Here is a 17,958-nt window from a genome sequence, read left to right on the forward strand (position 1 = left end):
CGTCGCGGGAGCGCCCTCCGCGACCCCCTCCCCTGACGTTGTGGGCGGTTGTTTGTCCCCCCCTTAGCAGTAGGCGAGGGCCAAACGCCCGCTCACAACGGAATAGGAGTCCCGCCCGCGGGAGTTGTCCCAGGCGATGAACGCCGACGCCTCGCACCCCGCGCCCACCTCACCCCGACTGTCCGTGCTGGACCTCGTCCCCGTCCGCACGGGCCAGTCCAGCCCCCAGGCGCTCGCCGCCTCGCTCGCGCTGGTGCGCCGGGCGGACGAGCTGGGCTTCGAGCGGTACTGGTTCGCCGAGCACCACAACATGGCCGCCGTGGCCGCGTCGACGCCGCCGGTGATGATCGCCGCGGCGGCGGCCGCCACGGAGCGCATCCGCGTCGGCTCGGGCGGCGTGATGCTGCCGAACCACGCGCCGCTCGTCGTGGCCGAGCAGTTCGCCGCCCTGGAGGCGCTGGCCCCCGGCCGCGTGGACCTCGGCATCGGCCGCGCGCCCGGCTCGGACCCGGTGGTCACGGCGCTGCTGCGGCAGTCCGGCCCGACGTCGGACGTCGAGCGGTTCCCGCAGCACGTGCGCGACATCCTCGCCCTGATGAGCCCTGACGGCGCCACGCTGCGCCTCGGCGACGGCAACCTCTACGACGTGCACGCCACCCCGGCCGCCGACGGCACCCCGACGGTGTGGCTGCTCGGCTCCAGCGACTACTCCGCCCGCCTCGCCGCGGAGCTGGGGCTGCCGTACGTCTTCGCGAACCACTTCTCGGGCGCGGGCGTCGACCAGGTGCTCGCCCTGTACCGCGACCACTACACGCCCAGCGCCGCCCACCCGGAGCCGCAGACGTTCCTCACGGCGAACGTCGTCGTCGCGCCCACTGCCGTCGAGGCGCACGAGCGGGCGCTGCCGCAGCTCCGCTCGATGGCGCGCCTGCGCACCGGCAAGCCGATGGGCCGCGCCGAGACGGTCGAGCAGGCCCTGGCCGAGCCCCTGGACCCGATGGCGGAGCAGATCGTCGCCGACATGCGCGCCCGCTGGGTGGTGGGCGAGCCGCACCAGGCCGCGGCCCAGCTCCGCGACCTGGCCACGCGGCACGGCGTGGACGAGGTCATGGTCGTGCCCGTCGCCGGTACCTACGAGTCCGAGCCGCTGGACGCCACCCCGGGCCGCGTCCGGACGCTCGAGCTGCTCGCCGAGGCGCTGGCGGCCTGACCTTGTGGTCCGGAATCCTGGTGGACTAACGTCGACTTAGTCCACCAGGATCGAGGAGCTCGCCCGTGAAGACCGTCAACGTGCACGAGGCCAAGACCCACCTCTCCCGCCTCCTCGCCGAGGTCGAGGGCGGCGAGGAGGTCGTCATCGCCCGCGCGGGCCACCCCGTCGCTCGCCTGGTCGGCACCGACCCGTCGGCCCGGCCGCGGCGGACGCTCGGCCCGCTGCAGGGCCGGTTCACGATGCCCGACGACTTCGACCACTGGGCTCAGGACGAGGTGGCGGCCCTGTTCGAGGGTGACGACGCCGCAGGCGCCCGGTGAGGTACCTCCTCGACACCAACGTCCTCGTCTGGACGCTCGGGTTCCCCGAACGGCTGCCCGACGACGTCGCGGAGATCCTGTCCGACCCCGAGCCCGAGATCTGGTTCAGCGCCGTCAACATCTGGGAGATCGGCATCAAGTCCGCGCTGGGCCGTGCAGACTTCGACCTGGATCCGCACGTGGCCCGCGCGACGACCCTGGCCCTGGGCTTCGTGGAGCTCGCCGTCGACGGCGCACACGCGGTGACGGCGGCCCGGCTACCGGCCGTCCATCGCGACCCGTTCGACCGGATGCTGGTGGCGCAGGCCATCATGACGGGCTCGACCCTGCTCACGAGCGACGCCACGGTCGCCGCGTACCAGGGCCCCGTCCGCCACGTCGGCCGCCGCGGCTGACGGACGAGAGAGGACGTCTCATGACCGACGTGACCGTGGTCCGCGCGGACAACCCCGGCCCGATGACGCTGGACGGCACGCGCTCGTACGTGCTGCGGGCGCCGGGCTCGGCGTCGTGCGTGGTGGTGGACCCGGGGCCCGACGTCGAGGAGCACCTCTCGACGCTCGCCGGCGCCGGGCCGGTGGAGCTCGTGCTGGTGACGCACCGGCACGCCGACCACACGGCCGGCTCGGCGCGGCTGCACGCGCTCACCGGCGCCCCCGTCCGCGCGGCCGACCCGGCGCACTGCCACGGTGGCGAACCCCTGCGCGGCGGCGAGCGCATCGACGCCGCGGGGTTGCGCCTCGACGTGCTCGCCACCCCGGGGCACACCGCGGACTCGGTGTCGTTCGTCGTGACGGGGCCGGACGACGTGCCCGTCGTGCTGACCGGCGACACGGTGCTGGGCCGTGGCACCACCGTCATCGCCGAGCCGGACGGCTCCCTGCGCGACTACCTCGCCAGCCTCGACGTGCTGGAGCGCGCGGGCGACGGCCGCGTCGGCCTGCCCGGCCACGGCCCCGCTCTCGACGACCTCGGCACCGCGGTCCGTTCCTACCGCGCCCACCGCCTGGAGCGGCTGGACCAGGTCCGGTCCGCGCTGGCGGAGCTGGGCCGCGACGCCCGCTCCGACATCGACGGCAACGGCGACCTCGCGGACGCCGTCGTCGCGCGGGTGTATGCCGACGTCGACCCGTCGGTCCGCCGCGCGGCGCGCCAGTCGGTCGTGGCGCAGCTCGCGTACCTGCGGGACGCGCCCGTCTGACCCGGCACTCCACGACCCGGCACTCCCCAGAGCGGGGGGCGCATGTCGGAGGCGCGCGGCACCATGGCGGGATGACGGTCACCCCCGCCCCGCGCCCGGAGGCCCGCCCTGCGGTCCGCCTCGGCGTCGCCTTCGTCCCCACGATGCCGCCGGAGTCGCTGCGCGACCTCGCCACGGCGGTCGAGGCCGCGGGCCTGGACGACGTGTGGGTGTGGGAGGACTGCTTCAAGCAGAGCGGCGTCGCGTCGGCCGCGGCGGCGCTCGGCTGGACGGAGCGCGTGCGCGTGGGGATCGGTCTCATGCCGGCGCCCCTGCGCAGCACCGCGGTCACGGCGATGGAGGTCGCGACGCTCGCGCGCCTGTTCCCCGGCCGGTTCGTCCCCGCCGTCGGGCACGGCGTGCAGGCGTGGATGGGGCAGGCGGGCGTCCGGGTGGACTCGCCGCTGACGCTGCTGCGCGAGCACACCGAGGCCCTGCGCCTGCTGCTCGCCGGCGAGGAGGTCACGACGTCGGGCCGGTACGTGCACCTCGACCGGGTACGCCTGGACTGGCCGGCGCCGCAGACCCCGCTCGTGCTGGGCGGCGTCGGGCCGCGCTCGCTGGCCCTCGCGGGCGAGCTGGGCGACGGCGTGATCCTCGCGAACGCGCTCACTCCGGACGACGTGCGCGCCGCCGCCGACGCCGCCACGGCCGCGGCGAGCCCGGTGGGCCGGCCGACGCCCGAGGTGTACGCCACGCTCATCGCCGCCGCCGGCGACCGGGCCCAGGAGCGCCTGGACGCCGAGCTGCCCCTGTGGGGAGCCGAGCCCGGACGCGGCATCGGCGCCGCCGGCGACGCCCGCGCCATCGCCGACGGAGTGCTCCGGCTCGCGGCGGCCGGGGCGTCCGCCGTGGCGGTGCAGCCGACGGCGGACGAGCCGGACCTCGCCGGGCTGATCGAGCTGCTGGGCTGCGAGGTGCGCCCGCTGCTGGAGCACGCGTGACAAGACGGGGCTCGACCGTCCCAACCTGATCCTGAGGAAGGACCCTACGATTCGGCCATGACGACGCCATCAGACCCGTACCGCCGCCCGGAGGACACGCCGCCCTCGCCGGGCGCCCAGGGCCAGCCATACCCGCCGGGCCAGCCGTACCCGCCGGGCAGTTCCGCGGCCGGCGGCCCGCCGCCGTACGCCCCGTCGCCGTACGACCACGGGGCCGTCGTGCCGTCGCCGCCGCCCGTCGTCTACCACCAGCAGCAGCCGTACCCCGCCGCACAGCCCTACGCGGCGTACCAGCAGCCCGTCCCCGCCAGCAGCGGCCTGTACGTCGCGGCCGCGGTGATCAACTGGGTCGTCCTGGGCATCACGGTGGTCTCGACGCTCGGCCTCGGTCTCATCGCCGCAGCGTGGATGGTCCCGATGACGATCCTGACCCACAAGGCCGCGAAGGACGGGTACCGGCACACCGCCCTCGCCGTGTGCACGCTGCTCTTCTGCGGTCTGATCTCCGGCATCCTCATGCTCGTCGACGAAGGCAACCGCCAACCCAAGCCGCTGCAGTAGCCCGAAGGAGCAGTCATGGACTGGAAGATCGAGCTCATCCACGTTCCCGTGAGCGACGTGGACCGCGCCAAGGAGTTCTACGAGCGCGTGGGCTTCCACGCGGACCACGACCAGCGCGTCGACGAGAACCTGCGGTTCGTGCAGATGACGCCGCCCGGCTCGGCGTGCTCCATCGCGTTCGGCGAGGGGCTGGGCGGCGGGCTGGCGCCCGGTCAGCTGGACGCGATCCAGGTGGTGGTGCCCGACGCCGACGCGGCCCTGCAGCACCTGCGGGACGTGGGCGTCGAGGCGCAGGGCGTGGACGACCAGCCGTGGGGCCGGTTCGTCACGTTCGCCGACCCGGACGGCAACTCCTGGACGCTGCAGCAGCTGCCGGCGTGGTCCGCCGGCGCCGCGGGCTGAGCCCGCGGCGGCCGGTGGCCGTCGCCGGGGCGACCGTCAGAGCCGCTTGCCGTAGCAGCGCTGCTGCTCGGAGCCCACGTGGTCGCCGAAGGGGTCGATCGGCTCGTAGCCGATCGACTCATAGAGGCGCATCGCCTCGGGCTGCGCGGTGCCGGTCTCGAGCACGAAGCGCCGGAAGCCGACCTGGCGGGCGGCACGCTCCAGCTCGGCCATGAGCCGGCGGGCGATGCCGCGCCCGCGGGCCCCGGAGTCCACGAACACCCGCTTGACCTCGCCGGTCGCCGCGGGGTGGGTGGTGCCCCGGCCTCGCCGGTCGTCGGTGCCGGACACGTCCCGCACCGCGGCGGTGCCCACGGCACGGCCGCCGACCCGCGCAACCAGCGTCACGACGATCGACCGCGGGTCGATGGCGGGCGCCGGGTCGTCGCCGCCGTAGCGGACCGACATCTCGGCCTCCTGCGCGGCGCGCAGGCTCGCGGCGTCGGCGTCGTCCCACTCGACGACCTCGACGGTCAGGTCGTCGGGGCGGGCCTGGGGCAGAGTGGCGGTCGCGGTCATGCCCGGACGAGGGCGGCGAGCACCGACGTGAAGAAGCCGAGCCCGTCCGTGCCGCTGCGCGGGCCGTCGGCGCCGTCCGGGCCGAAGCCGGCCTCGACGGCGTGCTCGGGGTGCGGCATGAGGCCGACCACGTTGCCGCGCGCGTTGGTGATGCCGGCGATGTCGCGGCGCGAGCCGTTCGGGTTCCAGCCCTGGTAGCGGAACACGACCCGGCCCTCGCCCTCGAGCTCGTCGAGGGTGTGCTCGTCGGCGACGAACTGCCCGTCCTGGTTCTTCAGCGGGATGGTGATGTGCTGGCCGCGCTCGTAGCGGTTGGTCCAGTCCGTCGCCGTGTTCTCCACGGACAGCACCTGCTCGCGGCACACGAAGTGCAGGTGGTCGTTCTTCACCATGGAGCCGGGCAGCAGGTGGGCCTCGGTCAGCACCTGGAAGCCGTTGCAGATGCCGAGCACGGGCATGCCGCCCTTCGCGGCGTCCACGACGGCGTCCATCGCGGGCGCGAAGCGCGAGATGGCGCCGGCGCGCAGGTAGTCGCCGTAGGAGAAGCCGCCGGGCAGGACGACGGCGTCCACGCCGTGCAGGTCGCCGTCCGCGTGCCACAGGGAGACGGGCTCGCCGCCCGCGAGCCGCACCGCGCGGGAGGCGTCGCGGTCGTCGAGCGTGCCCGGGAACGTGATGACGCCGATGCGCGCGGCGTCCAGGGTGGGCGCGGTCATCAGGCGACGCCCTCGGAGGTGATCGTCCCGGCGGCATCGGTCGCGGCGTCCGCCACGCGCACGACGTCCTCGATGACCGGGTTCGACAGCAGCGTCTCGGCGGCCTGCTGCGCGGCGGCGAGGACCTCGGGGGTCACCTCGCCGTCCACCTCGAGCTCGAACCGCTTGCCCTGGCGCACCCCGCTGAACTGGGTGAACCCGAGGCGCGGCAGCGCCCCGACGACGGCCTTGCCCTGGGGGTCCAGGATCTCGGGCTTCGGCATGACCTCGACGACGACGCGTCCCACGGGTGCTCCTTGGATCGTGACCGGGTAGTCAGGTGGCCGCCGCTCCGGGATCCCGCACGCGCGGCGCAGCGGGGCGCGCGCGTGAGAGCGGGAGCACGACGGCGGGATTCCGCGACGAGTCTACCGTCGGCACGCTAGCCTCGGGACGCCGCGGAACGCTGCCGGACGCCGGCGCCGCCGACCCCGCGTGAACCGACGACCGCAACGATCGACGAGGAAGCATGTCCGCACCCACTCCTCCGCCCTCCGGCGGCAGCGCCCCCGACCCGTACTCCGCCCCCGACGCCGGCTCGTCCGGGCCTGCCCCGAGCGGCCCGCAGCCTTACACGGAGCCCGGCGCGACGCCGTCCTACTCGCAGGCGCCGTACGCACAGCCCGGCGCACAGCCCGGCGGCCAGGGCCCGTACGACCCGTCCGCGCCGGCGACGCCCTACGGCGGCCAGCCGCCGTACGGCTACGCCCCGCCCCGCAAGACCGACGGCGTGTCGATCGCGGCGCTCGTCACCGGCATCCTCGGCCTGGCGCTCGTCCCGCTCGGCCTCGGCATCGCCGGCGTCGTGCGCACCAAGGACCCGGCGCGGTCGGGCCGCGGTCTGGCCATCGCCGGCATCGTGCTGGGCGCCCTGAGCACCATCGGCTGGATCGTCTTCATCGCGCTGATCGCGCTGGTCGCCACCAACGACGACCTCCAGGACGCGTTCAAGGAGAGCTACCAGCAGGGGATCCAGGAGGGCGCCGGGCTCGACTACGGCGTCGGCGAGTGCTTCGACTACCCCGCCGGTTCCACCACGGTCGAGGGCATCACCCCCGCCGACTGCACCGCGCCGCACGCGGCCGAGGTGTTCGCGGTGTCCCAGCTCCCCGGCGGCGACTACCCCGGCGAGGCCGGCCTCGAGCAAGCGTTCACGGACACCTGCGTGCCGGCGTTCGAGTCGTACGTGGGCATCGACCCCGCGGAGACGACCCTGACCGCGTACTACATCGGGCCCGACGAGGTGTCGTGGGCCATCGGCGACCGGCAACTGCTGTGCGTCGTCGAGGACGGCGACGGGTCGCCGCTCGTGGACAGCGTGCGCGGCAGCGGTCTCTGACCCCGACCGGGGCGCGCCTCAGCGCAGGGGCGCCCCGGTCAGCCGCTCGTACACCTCGAGGTAGCGGTCGCGGGTGCGCTCGACGACGTCGGCCGGCAGGGCGGGCGGCGTCGTGTCGGACGCGCGGTCCCAGCCGGACGCGGGCGAGGTGAGCCAGTCGCGCACGATCTGCTTGTCGAAGCTGGCCTGGGTGCGACCCGGCTCCCAGTCGTCGGCGGGCCAGAACCGCGACGAGTCGGGCGTGAGCACCTCGTCGCCCAGCACCGTGGCCCCGGTGGCCGGGTCGACGCCGAACTCCAGCTTGGTGTCCGCGAGGATCACGCCGCGCTCGCGCGCGATCTGCTCGGCGCGGGAGTAGACGGCGAGGGTGAGCTCCCGCAGGCGGACCGCGGCGTCGTCGCCGATCCGGCGCGCCACCTCCGCGAAGGGCACGTTCTCGTCGTGCTCCCCGACCGCGGCCTTGGTGGCGGGGGTGAAGATCGCCTCGGGCAGCCGCGACCCGTCGACCAGGCCCGCCGGCAGCGGGATCCCCGTGACCTCGCCGGACGCCCGGTACTCGGCGAGGCCGGAGCCCGTCAGGTAGCCGCGCGCCACGCACTCCACGGGGAACATCTCGAGCCGGCGGCAGATCATCGCGCGCCCGGCGACGACGTCGGGCACCAGGCCGTCGCCCGGCTCGGCGCTCGCCTCCGTGGACACCACGTGGTTGTCCACGACGTCCGCGAGCTGCTCGAACCACCACAGGCTGAGCTGCGTGAGCACCACGCCCTTGTCCGGGATCCCGGGGCTGAGCACGTGGTCGTGAGCCGAGAGCCGGTCGGACGCGACCACGAGCACCACGTCGCCCAGCGGGTGCACCCCGCCCAGCGCGGGCAGGGCGGGCTCGTACAGGTCGCGCACCTTGCCGGAGTAAACGTGCCGCCACCCCGGCAGGTCGAGCGGTCCGCCCGCGAAGGCGTCGTTCTGGTCGGCACCGGGCTGGTCGACATCGTGCGTCTCGGTCACGACGCACAGTCTCGCATCCGGCGTCGGGCCGGGGCGCGCGTGTCCGCGATCCTGCCGCGCGGAGTCCATCGGCCCCCCTACCGGACAGCCCCGTCCGTTCACCGTCACCTGGTCGGCGCCGCGCTGAGCGGGCGGCGTGCGCCTCTACTCGGGCACCGACCGGGACCGCATCGACACCTACCACGTCGTGGCGCGCGGCGGATCCTCCGGGACGGTGACGGTCTCCGGCCTGGCCGATGCCGACCGCCGCTGGTTCCGGCACGTCCCCGACCGCGGCGCGGGCCTGACGATCGCCGACCGCCTGGTCCGGATCGACGGCACGGTGAACTTCCCTGGGACGTCCCGGAGGCCCCCGGGCGGTGACCGCGCGCGGTCACCGCCGGAGGCCGACGTCAGGTCGCCGGCGGCCGCCTGTCAGCGGCCGGTCGTCAGCCGTCGAACGACAACCGCAGCGCGAACTCGTCGCCGCTGCTCGACGACCCGAGCGCCCGCAGCGGCTCCAGGTTCGCGAGGACGTCCTCGTCTCCCTCGGCGCCGAGCTCGATCACCGGGGCGAGCTTGTCGACGTCGAGGTAGACCAGCGACGAGACCCGGTCGAACGGGACCACGGAGCGGAACGCGTCGGACGCCGCCAGGCCGGAGCCGACCTCGAGGGCGCTCTCGGACGTCGCCAGCGCCACGCCACCGTCGACGTCCTGCACCGTGAGCCGGACGCCGGCGGCGGACTCGATCGCGCCGGCGAGGCGCTCGTCGATGTCGCGGAGCTCCGCCTGGTCGCCGTGGGACCGCAGCGCCACGTCGAGGCTCTCGACGCTCTCGGGGCCCGCAAACGCGTCCAGGCCGTCCAGGCCGCGCTCGCCGACGGTGAGGAGCGGGTCGGACAGCAGGAGCGTGGTGAGCTCGTCCAGCGAGACCCCGAGCGTCGCCTCGACCTCGGCGCTCGCCTGCTCCCCGCCCGCCCCGACGAGGGCGTCGGTCAGGAGGTCGGCGTACTGCGTCGCATACTCGTCCGACATCGCGGTGCCGTAGGCGAGCGCGGTGGAGCCGGGCAGCTGCGCCGGGTCCAGCGACGACTCGCCGAGCATCGCCTCGGCGCCCTCGAAGACGCCACGCACCTCGATGGCCGACGACTCGGCGCGGAGCACCACGGCGGCCGCCCCCAGGTCGTCGGTCAGCCCCGGCACGTCGAGCTGCGGCTGCCCGGGCTGCTCGAGCCCCTGCGCCATCAGGTCGGCCACCTCGGGGTGGGCCATGATCGCCCCGTAGTCGGCCCAGCCCGACGCGACGCCCTGGTCGCCGAGCCTCCCGACGGCCGCCGTGAACTTCTCCGCGTCGCCGAGCGACGCCTCGGTGGCCGCCGCGACCGCGGCGTCGACCGTCGCCTGCTCGGCACCGACGATCGCGTAGCCGTCGAGGAAGGCGACACCACCGGCCTCCGCGCCGGAGCAGTCTGCGAGCTCGGCGATGCCCTTCCGAGCCTCCCCCTCGTCGTCCACCTGGATCGCCACGACGGGCTCGAACGGCTCGTCGAGGAGCGCGACACCGACGCGCTGACCGAGCCATGGCTCGACGTCGGCGGCGAAGTCGACGTCGCAGTCCTCCCCGAACGCCTCCTCGACGAACAGGGTCCGCAGGTCGGCCTCCTCGTCGCCCACGGAGTCGGCCAGGGCGGGGAACTTCTGCAGCAGCCGCAGGATCTCCACCTTCTGCCCCGCCGAGGGGTCGAGGTCGACCCTCGCGTACGCGAGGGAGCCGGCCGGCAGCACGTCGTGCGGCTGCGTGCCCGCCCCCGACAGCATGGCGTACGCGACCGCCCCGGCCCCGCCGACGAGCACGACGCCGGCGGCGATCCCGATCGTCGCGACCGTGCGACCGCGGCGACGTGGCGCGGGCGCCGAGACCACCTCCCCGGGCGTCAGGTCGAGGAGCACGGGGTCGGTCGGAGCGTCCGAGGCGTGGTCGGCCGAGCGCGGGTCGGGTTCGGGCGTGCCGGGCGGCGTGGCGTGTGACATGGGTGGGCTCCCTTCGAGGTCCGCTCGGACAGTAGCGGAGTCTCCGGGTTGTCTTGCAGGTTTTCCACAGTTCACGCCCGGGGACAGGTACCCATCAGGCCCCGGGGACGGCGACCTCTCCGCGCTCGGCCCTGAGCGCGATGTCGCTGCGGTGGTGCGACCCGTCGAGCGCGATCTTCGCGACGCCCGCGTACGACGCGGCGCGCGCGGCGGCGAGATCGGCGCCCCGGCCCACGACGGACAGCACGCGGCCGCCGGCGGACACCAGCGCGCCGTCGACGACGGCGGTGCCGGCGTGCAGCACGTGCACGTCGTCCAGCGCCTCGGCGTCGTCGATGCCGGTGATGGGGTCGCCCTTGCGGGGCGACTCGGGGTAGCCCTGCGACGCGACGACCACGTTGACGACGGCGTCGTCGGACCAGCGCAGCGGCTCGATGGCGTCGAGGCGGCCGGTGGCGGCGGCGAGCAGCACGCCGGACAGCGGGGTGCGCAGGCGCGCGAGGACGGCCTGGATCTCCGGGTCGCCGAAGCGGGCGTTGAACTCGACCACGCGGGTGCCGCGGCTCGTCAGCGCCAGGCCCACGTACAGCACGCCGGAGAACGGGGTGCCGCGGCGGGCCATCTCGTCCACGGTGGGCTGCGCGATGCGGTCGAGCACCTCGGCGACCAGGCCCGACGGCGCCCAGTCGAGCGGGGTGTACGCGCCCATGCCGCCGGTGTTGGGGCCGGCGTCGTCGTCGCCCACGCGCTTGAAGTCCTGGGCGGGCACCATCGGCACGACCGTGGCGCCGTCGCTCAGGCAGAACAGCGACACCTCGGGGCCGTCCAGGTACTCCTCCACGACCACCCGTCCGTCCGCCCCGCGCGCGTCGAGCGCCTCGCGGGCGTGGGCGAGCGCGGCGTCGCGGTCGGACGTGACGACCACGCCCTTGCCGGCCGCGAGCCCGTCGTCCTTGACGACGTAGGGGGCGCCGAACGCGTCGAGCGCGTCGGCGACCTGGTCGACGGTGGCGCACACGTGCGCCATGGCGGTCGGCACGTTCGCGGCGGCCATGACGTCCTTCGCGAACGCCTTGGACCCCTCGAGGCGGGCGCCCTCGGCCGACGGGCCGAAGACGGGGACGCCGGCCTCGCGGACGACGTCGGCGACGCCGGCCACCAGCGGGGCCTCGGGGCCGACGACGACCAGGTCGACGCCCAGGGAGCGGGCGAGGGCGGCGACGGCGCGGCCGTCGTTCGCGTCGACGGGGTGCAGGGCGGCCTGCGCGGCCATGCCGGGGTTGCCCGGGGCGGCGTGCAGCTCGTGCGCGGGCTCCTCCGACGCGAGGGCGTGGACGATGGCGTGCTCGCGGGCACCGGTCCCGACGACGAGGATCTTCACGGGCGCCCAGTGTAGGAGGCGCGGGGTCGTGCCGTCGTAGGAGTCCGTCAGGCGGGGACGGTGGCGTCCTGCCCCGAGCGGGCGAGCGACGCGGCGACGAAGCCGTCCGCGACCAGGTCCGCGACCGTGTCGCGCAGCCACGCGACGGCGACGGGATCGCGGTCGCGGCCGGTGGCGACGGCCTGGCGGATCTCGGTGAACCGCGGCTCGACGACCCGCAGGCCGGGGTGCTCGGCGACGTACCGCGTCAGGGGCTGGCGGATGCCGGCCGCGACCTCGAGGCCGCCCTCCTCGAAGGCGAGGACGCCGTCGGCGCCGCGCACCACCTCCGCGTGCTCCAGGGTGCGCGTGAGGTACAGGTCGTACGCGGAGCCCTGCTTGACGCCGACCCGCACGCCCGGCCGGTCGACGTCGTCGGCCGCGCGCACGGGCGAGCCCTCCGGCACGGCGAACACGCCCTCGATCAGCGCGTACGGGGCGGTGAACGCGACCTGGGTGGCCCGCTCGGGCTCGACGGCGAGGAACCCGACGTCGGCGCGACCGTCGGCGACCGCGGAGAACGAGTGCCGCGCCGCGTCGACGCACTCCAGCACGCCCTCGACGCCGAGGCGCCGGGACAGCTCGCGGGCCAGGTCGACGGTCACCCCGGCCGGCTGCTGCCGGGTCCCCTGCGCGAGCACGGGGTTGCCGAGGTTGATCACCGCGCGCAGCACGCCCGTGGGCGCGAGCGCGTCGACGACCTGGCCCGTCGCCGTCATCCGCGCGCGTGGATGAGGTCGTGCACCGGGATGATCTCGTCGCGGCGCGGGCCCACGCCCACGGCGGAGACGCGGCAGCCGGAGAGCTCCTCGAGCCGCGCGAGGTACGCCTGCGCGTTCGGGGGCAGGTCCTCGATGCTGCGGGCGTGGGAGATGTCCTCCCACCAGCCCGGCATCTCCTCGTAGATCGGCTTCGCGTGGTGGAACGCCGACTGGTCGTCGGGCATCTCGTCGTAGCGCGTGCCGTCGACGTCGTAGGCCACGCAGACCGGCACCTTCTCGAGGCCGGTGAGCACGTCCAGCTTGGTCACCACGAGGTCCGTGAGGCCGTTGATGCGGGCCGCGTAGCGCGCGATGACGGAGTCGTACCAGCCGCAGCGGCGCGCGCGGCCGGTGGTGACGCCGTACTCCCCGCCCGTCTTGAGCAGGTACTCGCCCATGTCGTCGAACAGCTCGGTGGGGAACGGGCCCTCGCCGACGCGCGTCGTGTACGCCTTGATGACGCCGATGACGGAGTCGACCCGGGTGGGCCCGATGCCGGAGCCGGTCACCGCGCCGCCCGCGGTGGCGCTGGACGACGTGACGAAGGGGTAGGTGCCGTGGTCGATGTCGAGCATCGTCGCCTGGCCGGCCTCGAACAGCACGGTCTTGTTCGCGTCGAGCGCCTGGTTCAGCACCAGGGGCGTGTTCGCGACCATGGGGCGCAGCCGCTCGGCGTGCGCGAGCAGCTCGTCGACCGTCTCGTCGATCTCGACGGCGCGGCGGTTGTAGACCTTCACCAGCAGGTGGTTCTTCTGGTCGAGGGAGCCCTCGACCTTCTCCCGCAGGATCTTGGGGTCGAACAGGTCCGCGATGCGGATGCCGACGCGGTTGATCTTGTCGGCGTACGCCGGCCCGATGCCGCGGCCGGTGGTGCCGATGCGGCGCTTGCCCAGGAAGCGCTCGGTGACCTTGTCGAGCGTGCGGTGGTAGCCGGCGATGACGTGCGCCTGGCTGGACACCAGCAGTCGGGAGACGTCCACGCCGCGCGCGACGAGGTCGTCCAGCTCCTCGAACAGCACGTCGATGTCCACGACCACGCCGTTGCCGATCACCGGGACGACGCCGGGCGACAGGATGCCGGACGGCAGCAGGTGCAGGGCGTACTTCTCGTCGCCGATGACGACGGTGTGGCCCGCGTTGTTGCCGCCGTTGAACTTCACGACGTAGTCGACCCGGGACCCGAGCAGGTCCGTGGCCTTCCCCTTGCCCTCATCGCCCCACTGGGCACCGACGAGCACCACGGCTGGCATGAAATCTCCTCGCGTCGACGAGGCCCGGCTCGTCACCCACGTCATCTGAGCAGGCGGGCCTCCCCGGCCGGGCCGCGCCCGAGTTTACCCGCCCGTGACCTGCGCGCCGGTCGGGCGCGCTCAGCCGGCCGGGTGGTGCGAGGCCGGGGCGGGCTGCGCCGGGGCCGACTCGCACCGGTGGTCGCGGTCGATGCGGAACAGGTCCAGCGCGCCGCAGACCTCGAGGACGAACAGGTCGCGCTCGTCGGCGCCGCGCAGCACGGTGGCGCCGCCGCGCTTGCGACCGGAGTCCGCCAGGGAGATGAGGAACGCGGCGCCCGTCGAGTCCATGAACGTGACCCGACACATGTCGATCACCAGCAGCTGCCGCCGCAGCCCGACCACCCGGGTGGCGATCTCCGGGAACTGGTCGCGTTCCGCGAGGTCGAGGTCACCGGCGATCACGAGCGTCGTCGTCGTCGATGACGTCGCGATCTCGATCATGCTGCCGAGCGTACCCGCGACCGGCCGTACGCGGCGCTCGAGGAGCACGGTCCGGCCCGGGGGCCAGAATGGGCCCATGACCTCCCCTGTGGACGACCTGCTCGCCGGCCCGCCCCCGACCCGCCTGCCCGACGACCACCCCCAGGTGCGCGACGGCCTCGACGTCGGCGCGGACCCCGCGCAGCTCGCCGCCGACCACCCCGCGTCGTCGCTGGCCTGGGCCGTGCTGGCGGAGCGCACCCTGGACGGCGCGGGCGCGGGCGCGGAGCCCAGCGCCGCGCGGTCCGTCACGGCGTACGCGTACGCGCGCACCGGCTACCACCGCGGTCTCGACGCGCTGCGGCGCGCCGGCTGGCGCGGCCAGGGCCCGATCCCCGCCGACCACGTCCCGAACCAGGGCTTCCTGCGCGCCCTCGCCGCGCTCGCCACCGCGGCCGCCCGGATCGGCGAGACCGACGAGGCCGAGCGCTGCGAGCAGTTCCTCCGCGACTCCGGCACCTCCGCCGCCGAGGTCGCCGCCCTCCGCGACTGACAGCACAGACAGCACTGACAGCACAGACAGCACCTCGCCCCGCCATCACCCTCGATACAGCCCAGACCCCCTCACCCCTGCCTGCCGCCCGGGGCGCGCCCTCACGCACGCGCCGCACCCCGGTGGTGCCGGCGTCACGAACAAGGGTGCGTTCCGGACGAGCGCGGGGTCGGGGCGTTCGTGTCGCGAGGCTGGTCGGGCCTGGCGGGAGCCGCGAGGAACGAGCGGCGGATGGCGCGCCTCGCGACACGAACGCCCCGGCCCCGCGCGGAAGCAACCACGAGCAACAGCACCCCGGAACAGCTACCCCGGCACCGAAGAAGCGTGCAGCTTCGCCCACACCAGCTTCCCGGACCCGGCGGGCCGCCACCCCCAGTCCGCCAGCCGCTCGACGATCTGCATCCCGAACCCGCCGACGCGGTTGGGGTGCCCGTCGGTGGTGACGGGCGGCGCGGGGTTGGAGTCCTCCACCTCGATGCGCAGGCCGTCGCCGGTGTCGAAGAGGCGCAGGGCGATGTTGCCCCACCCGTGCAGCACGCCGTTGGCGACGAGCTCGGAGACGACGAGCTCGGCGGACGCGGACTCCGGCAGCCCCCACGCCTGGCAGGTGCGGAGCACGGCGTGCCGGGCGCGGCCGATGGACGCGGGTTCGCTGGGCAGCAGCCAGCGCCGGGAGCGGGGGCTCAGCGGCTGGGTCTCGGCGTCGGCGACGGGGTCGGGCACGCGGACGACGACGAGCGCGACGTCGTCCTCGGGGGCGTCGGCGAGCCGGGACAGCAGCTCCTCCCCCACGCCGGCGGCGTCGCGCGCGGTGATGCGGGCGGACGTCTCGACGAGGGCGTCGAGCCCCACCTTGAGCGACCGGTCGCGGCGCTCGATGAGCCCGTCGGTGTAGAAGAGCATGACGTCGCCGCGGCGCAGCTCGGCCTGCCCGGTGGTGCGGGGCTTCGACCCGAACCCGACGAGCGAGCCCGCCCCGCCCGCGAGCTGCGTGACCGTGCCGTCGCGCAGGAGCAGCGGGGGCAGGTGCCCGGCGCGGGTGTACTGCACGGTCCAGGCGTCGCCGTCGGGCTGGTGCCGCAGCGTCGCGTAGACCATGGAGGCGGAGCGCGGGATCCGCATGCCGGTGACGAGCTGGTCGACGCGGTCCACGACGATCCCGGGCGTGGCGAGCTCGAACGCGTACGAGCGGACCACGGACCGCAGCTGCCCCATGGCGGCCGCGGCCTCGACGTCGTGCCCGACCACGTCCCCGACGACGAGGCCGACGGTGCCGTCGCTGATCTGCAGCACGTCGTACCAGTCGCCGCCCACCTGGGCGTGCTCGGCGTTGGGCGCGTAGTAGGTCCACACGTCGAGGCCGGAGACGTCGGCCTGCTCGGGCAGCATGGCCCGCTGCAGGGCCTCGGCGAGCCGGTGCTCGCGCGCGTACAGGCGCGCGTTGTCGATGGCGGTGCCGGCGCGGCGGGCGACCACCTCGATCACGGTGTGCACGTGCTGCGGCTCGGACGCGGGGGCCCGGGGGTCCTCGGTGACGGTGCCGTCGGCGGCGACCCCGACGCCGTGCCAGGTGGCGAGGAGGCCGAGCACGCGGCGGCGGCCGGCCACGGCGTGCACGACGACGGCGCGCGGCAGGGCGCCTGTCTCCTCGACCACCCGGCGCAGCAGGTCGCGGCGCAGCCACCCGGAGGCCGAGTGCGCCGGGAAGCGTGCGTCGAGCCGGAGCATCACGGGCCCTTCGACGACGCCCTCGAGCAGGTCCTGGACCTCGTCGCGGGGCGGCTCGTGCCCGTCGTGCGGCGGCCGGTCGGCGGCGTCCGCCTCGGGGGCCTCGGGCACGTAGCGGGCGTGCCGCCGGCCGCGCCCGCTCGGCGGCGAGGCGACGTCCACGCCGTCCGCGAAGAGCAGGCCGTCGTCGTTGACGTAGAACCCCGCCCACGGCACGACGGAGCGGAGCAGGTCGGCGATGTCGCGCAGGGCGTACGGGTACTCCAGGTCGCCGAGCAGCTCCGTCGTCTGGGCGATGAGGTCCAGGTCGGCGCGCTCGCGGCGCTCGACCTCGAGGGAGGCGAGCTGCGCGGCCTGCCGCTCCACGTGCGTCGAGACGTCGGTGGCGGTGCCGAACCAGCGGGCGGCGGCCCCGTCCGCGTCCCGCACGGGAGACACCGTCAGCTGCCACCAGGTGAGGGACCCGTCGGCGCGGCGGCCGCGCACCAGGCGCGTCGTGGGGCGCCCCGCGCGGAGCTCGTCCTGGCTGCGAGCGCGGTCGGCGTCGTCCACGACGAGGGACAGCAGGGCGTGGCTCCCGAGCGCGGCGAGACGGGCCGCGTCCGTCCCGGTCTCGTGGGTGAACGCGTCGTTGACCCACAGCACGGGCATGCCGTCGCCCCACGAGCCGGTCACGAAGACCGGGATGACGGAGTCCGCGACGGCGGCGTCAAGAAATCCCCCGGGGAGGGGCGGCACAGGACCGGATGATTCGGTCATAATGCCTCCACTGCCAAGATTCCCCGCCCTGGTTGGTGTTCTTGCTGGTCATTCAACCGTAGATTGGTGTCGGCCGAGACTCGAGATGAACGCCCCGCGCGTGGAAGGAGCACCGTGCACGACGGATCGAACACGACCCCACGTGACCTGCGGCGTGCGGACGTCAAGGAAGCGGACATGCCGCCCGACCTGGGCGATCCCGCCAGCGTGCACGTGATCGTCGGTGCTTCGCGCGCCCGCGTCGTGCTGTCCGGCGAGATCGACGCGGACATCGGCGCCGAGCTGGGCGAGGCGATCTCCGACGCCGAGGGCTCCGGGCTCCCCGTGGAGATCGATGCCCACCACGTCACCTTCATGGACTCCTCGGGTGTGGCGTTCCTCGCACGGCTCGCGTCGCGCAGCCCGCACCGCGTGCGGGTGCTGCGCGCCCCGCCCACCGTCCGCTTCCTCCTCGAGGTCACGCGCATCGGCGAGCTGCTGGAGATCGTCGATGTCGACCCGGGCTTCGACCTCGAGACCCCGGCCCCCCGATAGGTGCCGAGGTAGTTCACAACTCGCCGAGGTAGTTCGAAGGGGCGGCCCGCACATGGTGCGGACCGCCCCTTCTCCCCCCCCCCCACAGGTTTTTGCCACCCCCTACAAAGGGGTCACACCTTTGGGCGGCGGGACAACTCCT

20 protein-coding genes are annotated in these 17,958 nt (G+C 74.6%); 10 read left to right on the forward strand and 10 right to left on the reverse strand.

Features of this window, described 5'->3' with window-relative positions; all coding sequences use genetic code 11:
* Positions 1-136 precede the first annotated feature (136 nt).
* The 7 genes from ACWF41_RS07245 (at position 137) to ACWF41_RS07275 (ending at position 4,680) form a co-directional block, all read left to right on the forward strand.
* Positions 137-1,210 carry an LLM class flavin-dependent oxidoreductase gene (locus tag ACWF41_RS07245; RefSeq protein WP_380325450.1) on the forward strand — a complete coding sequence of 358 codons (1,074 nt, stop codon included), beginning with the start codon at positions 137-139 and terminating at the stop codon, positions 1,208-1,210.
* A 65-nt stretch (positions 1,211-1,275) separates the two neighbouring features.
* A complete protein-coding gene (locus tag ACWF41_RS07250) occupies positions 1,276-1,533 on the forward strand; it encodes a type II toxin-antitoxin system Phd/YefM family antitoxin (RefSeq protein ID WP_380325453.1) in 258 nt (85 codons plus the stop codon).
* Positions 1,530-1,928 carry a type II toxin-antitoxin system VapC family toxin gene (locus ACWF41_RS07255; RefSeq protein ID WP_380325456.1) on the forward strand — a complete coding sequence of 133 codons (399 nt, stop codon included), beginning with the start codon at positions 1,530-1,532 and terminating at the stop codon, positions 1,926-1,928. The genes ACWF41_RS07250 and ACWF41_RS07255 overlap by 4 nt, the downstream gene beginning before the upstream one ends.
* Positions 1,929-1,948: 20 nt before the next feature.
* Positions 1,949-2,734 (forward strand): MBL fold metallo-hydrolase, encoded by a 786-nt coding sequence (locus ACWF41_RS07260; RefSeq protein WP_380325459.1) that lies wholly within the window; start codon positions 1,949-1,951, stop codon positions 2,732-2,734.
* A gap of 71 nt (positions 2,735-2,805) precedes the next feature.
* The gene (locus ACWF41_RS07265) at positions 2,806-3,717 is read left to right on the forward strand and encodes an LLM class flavin-dependent oxidoreductase (protein WP_380325462.1); all 912 of its coding nucleotides are present in this window, start codon (positions 2,806-2,808) and stop codon (positions 3,715-3,717) included.
* Positions 3,718-3,774: 57 nt separating this feature from the next.
* A complete protein-coding gene (locus ACWF41_RS07270) occupies positions 3,775-4,278 on the forward strand; it encodes a hypothetical protein (protein ID WP_380325465.1) in 504 nt (167 codons plus the stop codon).
* Between the two features lie 15 nt (positions 4,279-4,293).
* The gene (locus tag ACWF41_RS07275; protein ID WP_380325468.1) at positions 4,294-4,680 is read left to right on the forward strand and encodes a VOC family protein; all 387 of its coding nucleotides are present in this window, start codon (positions 4,294-4,296) and stop codon (positions 4,678-4,680) included.
* Between the two features lie 36 nt (positions 4,681-4,716).
* On the opposite strand, the gene ACWF41_RS07280 is transcribed toward ACWF41_RS07275, so the two are convergent.
* From ACWF41_RS07280 to purS, 3 genes are read right to left on the reverse strand one after another with little or no spacing between them, the layout of a single operon-like run.
* Positions 4,717-5,238 carry a GNAT family N-acetyltransferase gene (locus ACWF41_RS07280; protein ID WP_380325471.1) on the reverse strand — a complete coding sequence of 174 codons (522 nt, stop codon included), beginning with the start codon at positions 5,236-5,238 and terminating at the stop codon, positions 4,717-4,719.
* A complete protein-coding gene (purQ, locus tag ACWF41_RS07285; RefSeq protein WP_380325474.1) occupies positions 5,235-5,954 on the reverse strand; it encodes a phosphoribosylformylglycinamidine synthase subunit PurQ in 720 nt (239 codons plus the stop codon). The genes ACWF41_RS07280 and purQ overlap by 4 nt, the downstream gene beginning before the upstream one ends.
* The gene (gene purS / locus ACWF41_RS07290; protein WP_380325477.1) at positions 5,954-6,241 is read right to left on the reverse strand and encodes a phosphoribosylformylglycinamidine synthase subunit PurS; all 288 of its coding nucleotides are present in this window, start codon (positions 6,239-6,241) and stop codon (positions 5,954-5,956) included. Before purS ends, purQ begins: the two co-directional genes overlap by 1 nt.
* Before the next feature lie 221 nt (positions 6,242-6,462).
* On the opposite strand from purS, the gene ACWF41_RS07295 reads away from it, so the two are divergent.
* Positions 6,463-7,332, forward strand: coding sequence for a DUF4190 domain-containing protein (locus ACWF41_RS07295; protein ID WP_380325480.1), 870 nt, complete (start codon positions 6,463-6,465; stop codon positions 7,330-7,332).
* A gap of 18 nt (positions 7,333-7,350) precedes the next feature.
* Here ACWF41_RS07295 and ACWF41_RS07300 read toward each other — a convergent pair whose 3' ends face one another.
* From ACWF41_RS07300 to ACWF41_RS07325, 6 genes are all read right to left on the reverse strand, one after another.
* Positions 7,351-8,337 carry a phosphoribosylaminoimidazolesuccinocarboxamide synthase gene (locus ACWF41_RS07300; protein ID WP_380325483.1) on the reverse strand — a complete coding sequence of 329 codons (987 nt, stop codon included), beginning with the start codon at positions 8,335-8,337 and terminating at the stop codon, positions 7,351-7,353.
* A 428-nt stretch (positions 8,338-8,765) separates the two neighbouring features.
* Positions 8,766-10,349, reverse strand: coding sequence for a hypothetical protein (locus ACWF41_RS07305; protein WP_380326135.1), 1,584 nt, complete (start codon positions 10,347-10,349; stop codon positions 8,766-8,768).
* Between the two features lie 94 nt (positions 10,350-10,443).
* Positions 10,444-11,730: a phosphoribosylamine--glycine ligase gene (gene purD / locus ACWF41_RS07310; RefSeq protein ID WP_380326132.1), complete on the reverse strand. Its 1,287-nt coding sequence runs from the start codon at positions 11,728-11,730 to the stop codon at positions 10,444-10,446.
* Between the two features lie 47 nt (positions 11,731-11,777).
* Positions 11,778-12,488, reverse strand: a complete 711-nt coding sequence (locus ACWF41_RS07315) for a transporter substrate-binding domain-containing protein (RefSeq protein WP_380326128.1) — start codon at positions 12,486-12,488, stop codon at positions 11,778-11,780.
* Positions 12,485-13,780 carry an adenylosuccinate synthase gene (locus tag ACWF41_RS07320; protein ID WP_380326125.1) on the reverse strand — a complete coding sequence of 432 codons (1,296 nt, stop codon included), beginning with the start codon at positions 13,778-13,780 and terminating at the stop codon, positions 12,485-12,487. Before ACWF41_RS07320 ends, ACWF41_RS07315 begins: the two co-directional genes overlap by 4 nt.
* Before the next feature lie 120 nt (positions 13,781-13,900).
* The gene (locus ACWF41_RS07325) at positions 13,901-14,263 is read right to left on the reverse strand and encodes an STAS domain-containing protein (RefSeq protein WP_380326122.1); all 363 of its coding nucleotides are present in this window, start codon (positions 14,261-14,263) and stop codon (positions 13,901-13,903) included.
* A 76-nt stretch (positions 14,264-14,339) separates the two neighbouring features.
* Between ACWF41_RS07325 and ACWF41_RS07330 the strand changes: the two genes are divergently transcribed.
* Positions 14,340-14,795, forward strand: a complete 456-nt coding sequence (locus tag ACWF41_RS07330; RefSeq protein ID WP_380326119.1) for a DUF3151 domain-containing protein — start codon at positions 14,340-14,342, stop codon at positions 14,793-14,795.
* A 303-nt stretch (positions 14,796-15,098) separates the two neighbouring features.
* Here the strand turns inward: ACWF41_RS07330 and ACWF41_RS07335 are convergent, their stop codons facing one another.
* Positions 15,099-17,282, reverse strand: a complete 2,184-nt coding sequence (locus tag ACWF41_RS07335; protein WP_380347173.1) for a SpoIIE family protein phosphatase — start codon at positions 17,280-17,282, stop codon at positions 15,099-15,101.
* Between the two features lie 114 nt (positions 17,283-17,396).
* Between ACWF41_RS07335 and ACWF41_RS07340 the strand changes: the two genes are divergently transcribed.
* Positions 17,397-17,816, forward strand: a complete 420-nt coding sequence (locus ACWF41_RS07340) for an STAS domain-containing protein (RefSeq protein WP_380327065.1) — start codon at positions 17,397-17,399, stop codon at positions 17,814-17,816.
* Positions 17,817-17,958 lie beyond the last annotated feature (142 nt).

It is taken from the genome of Isoptericola sp. NPDC055063 (genome assembly GCF_053608125.1).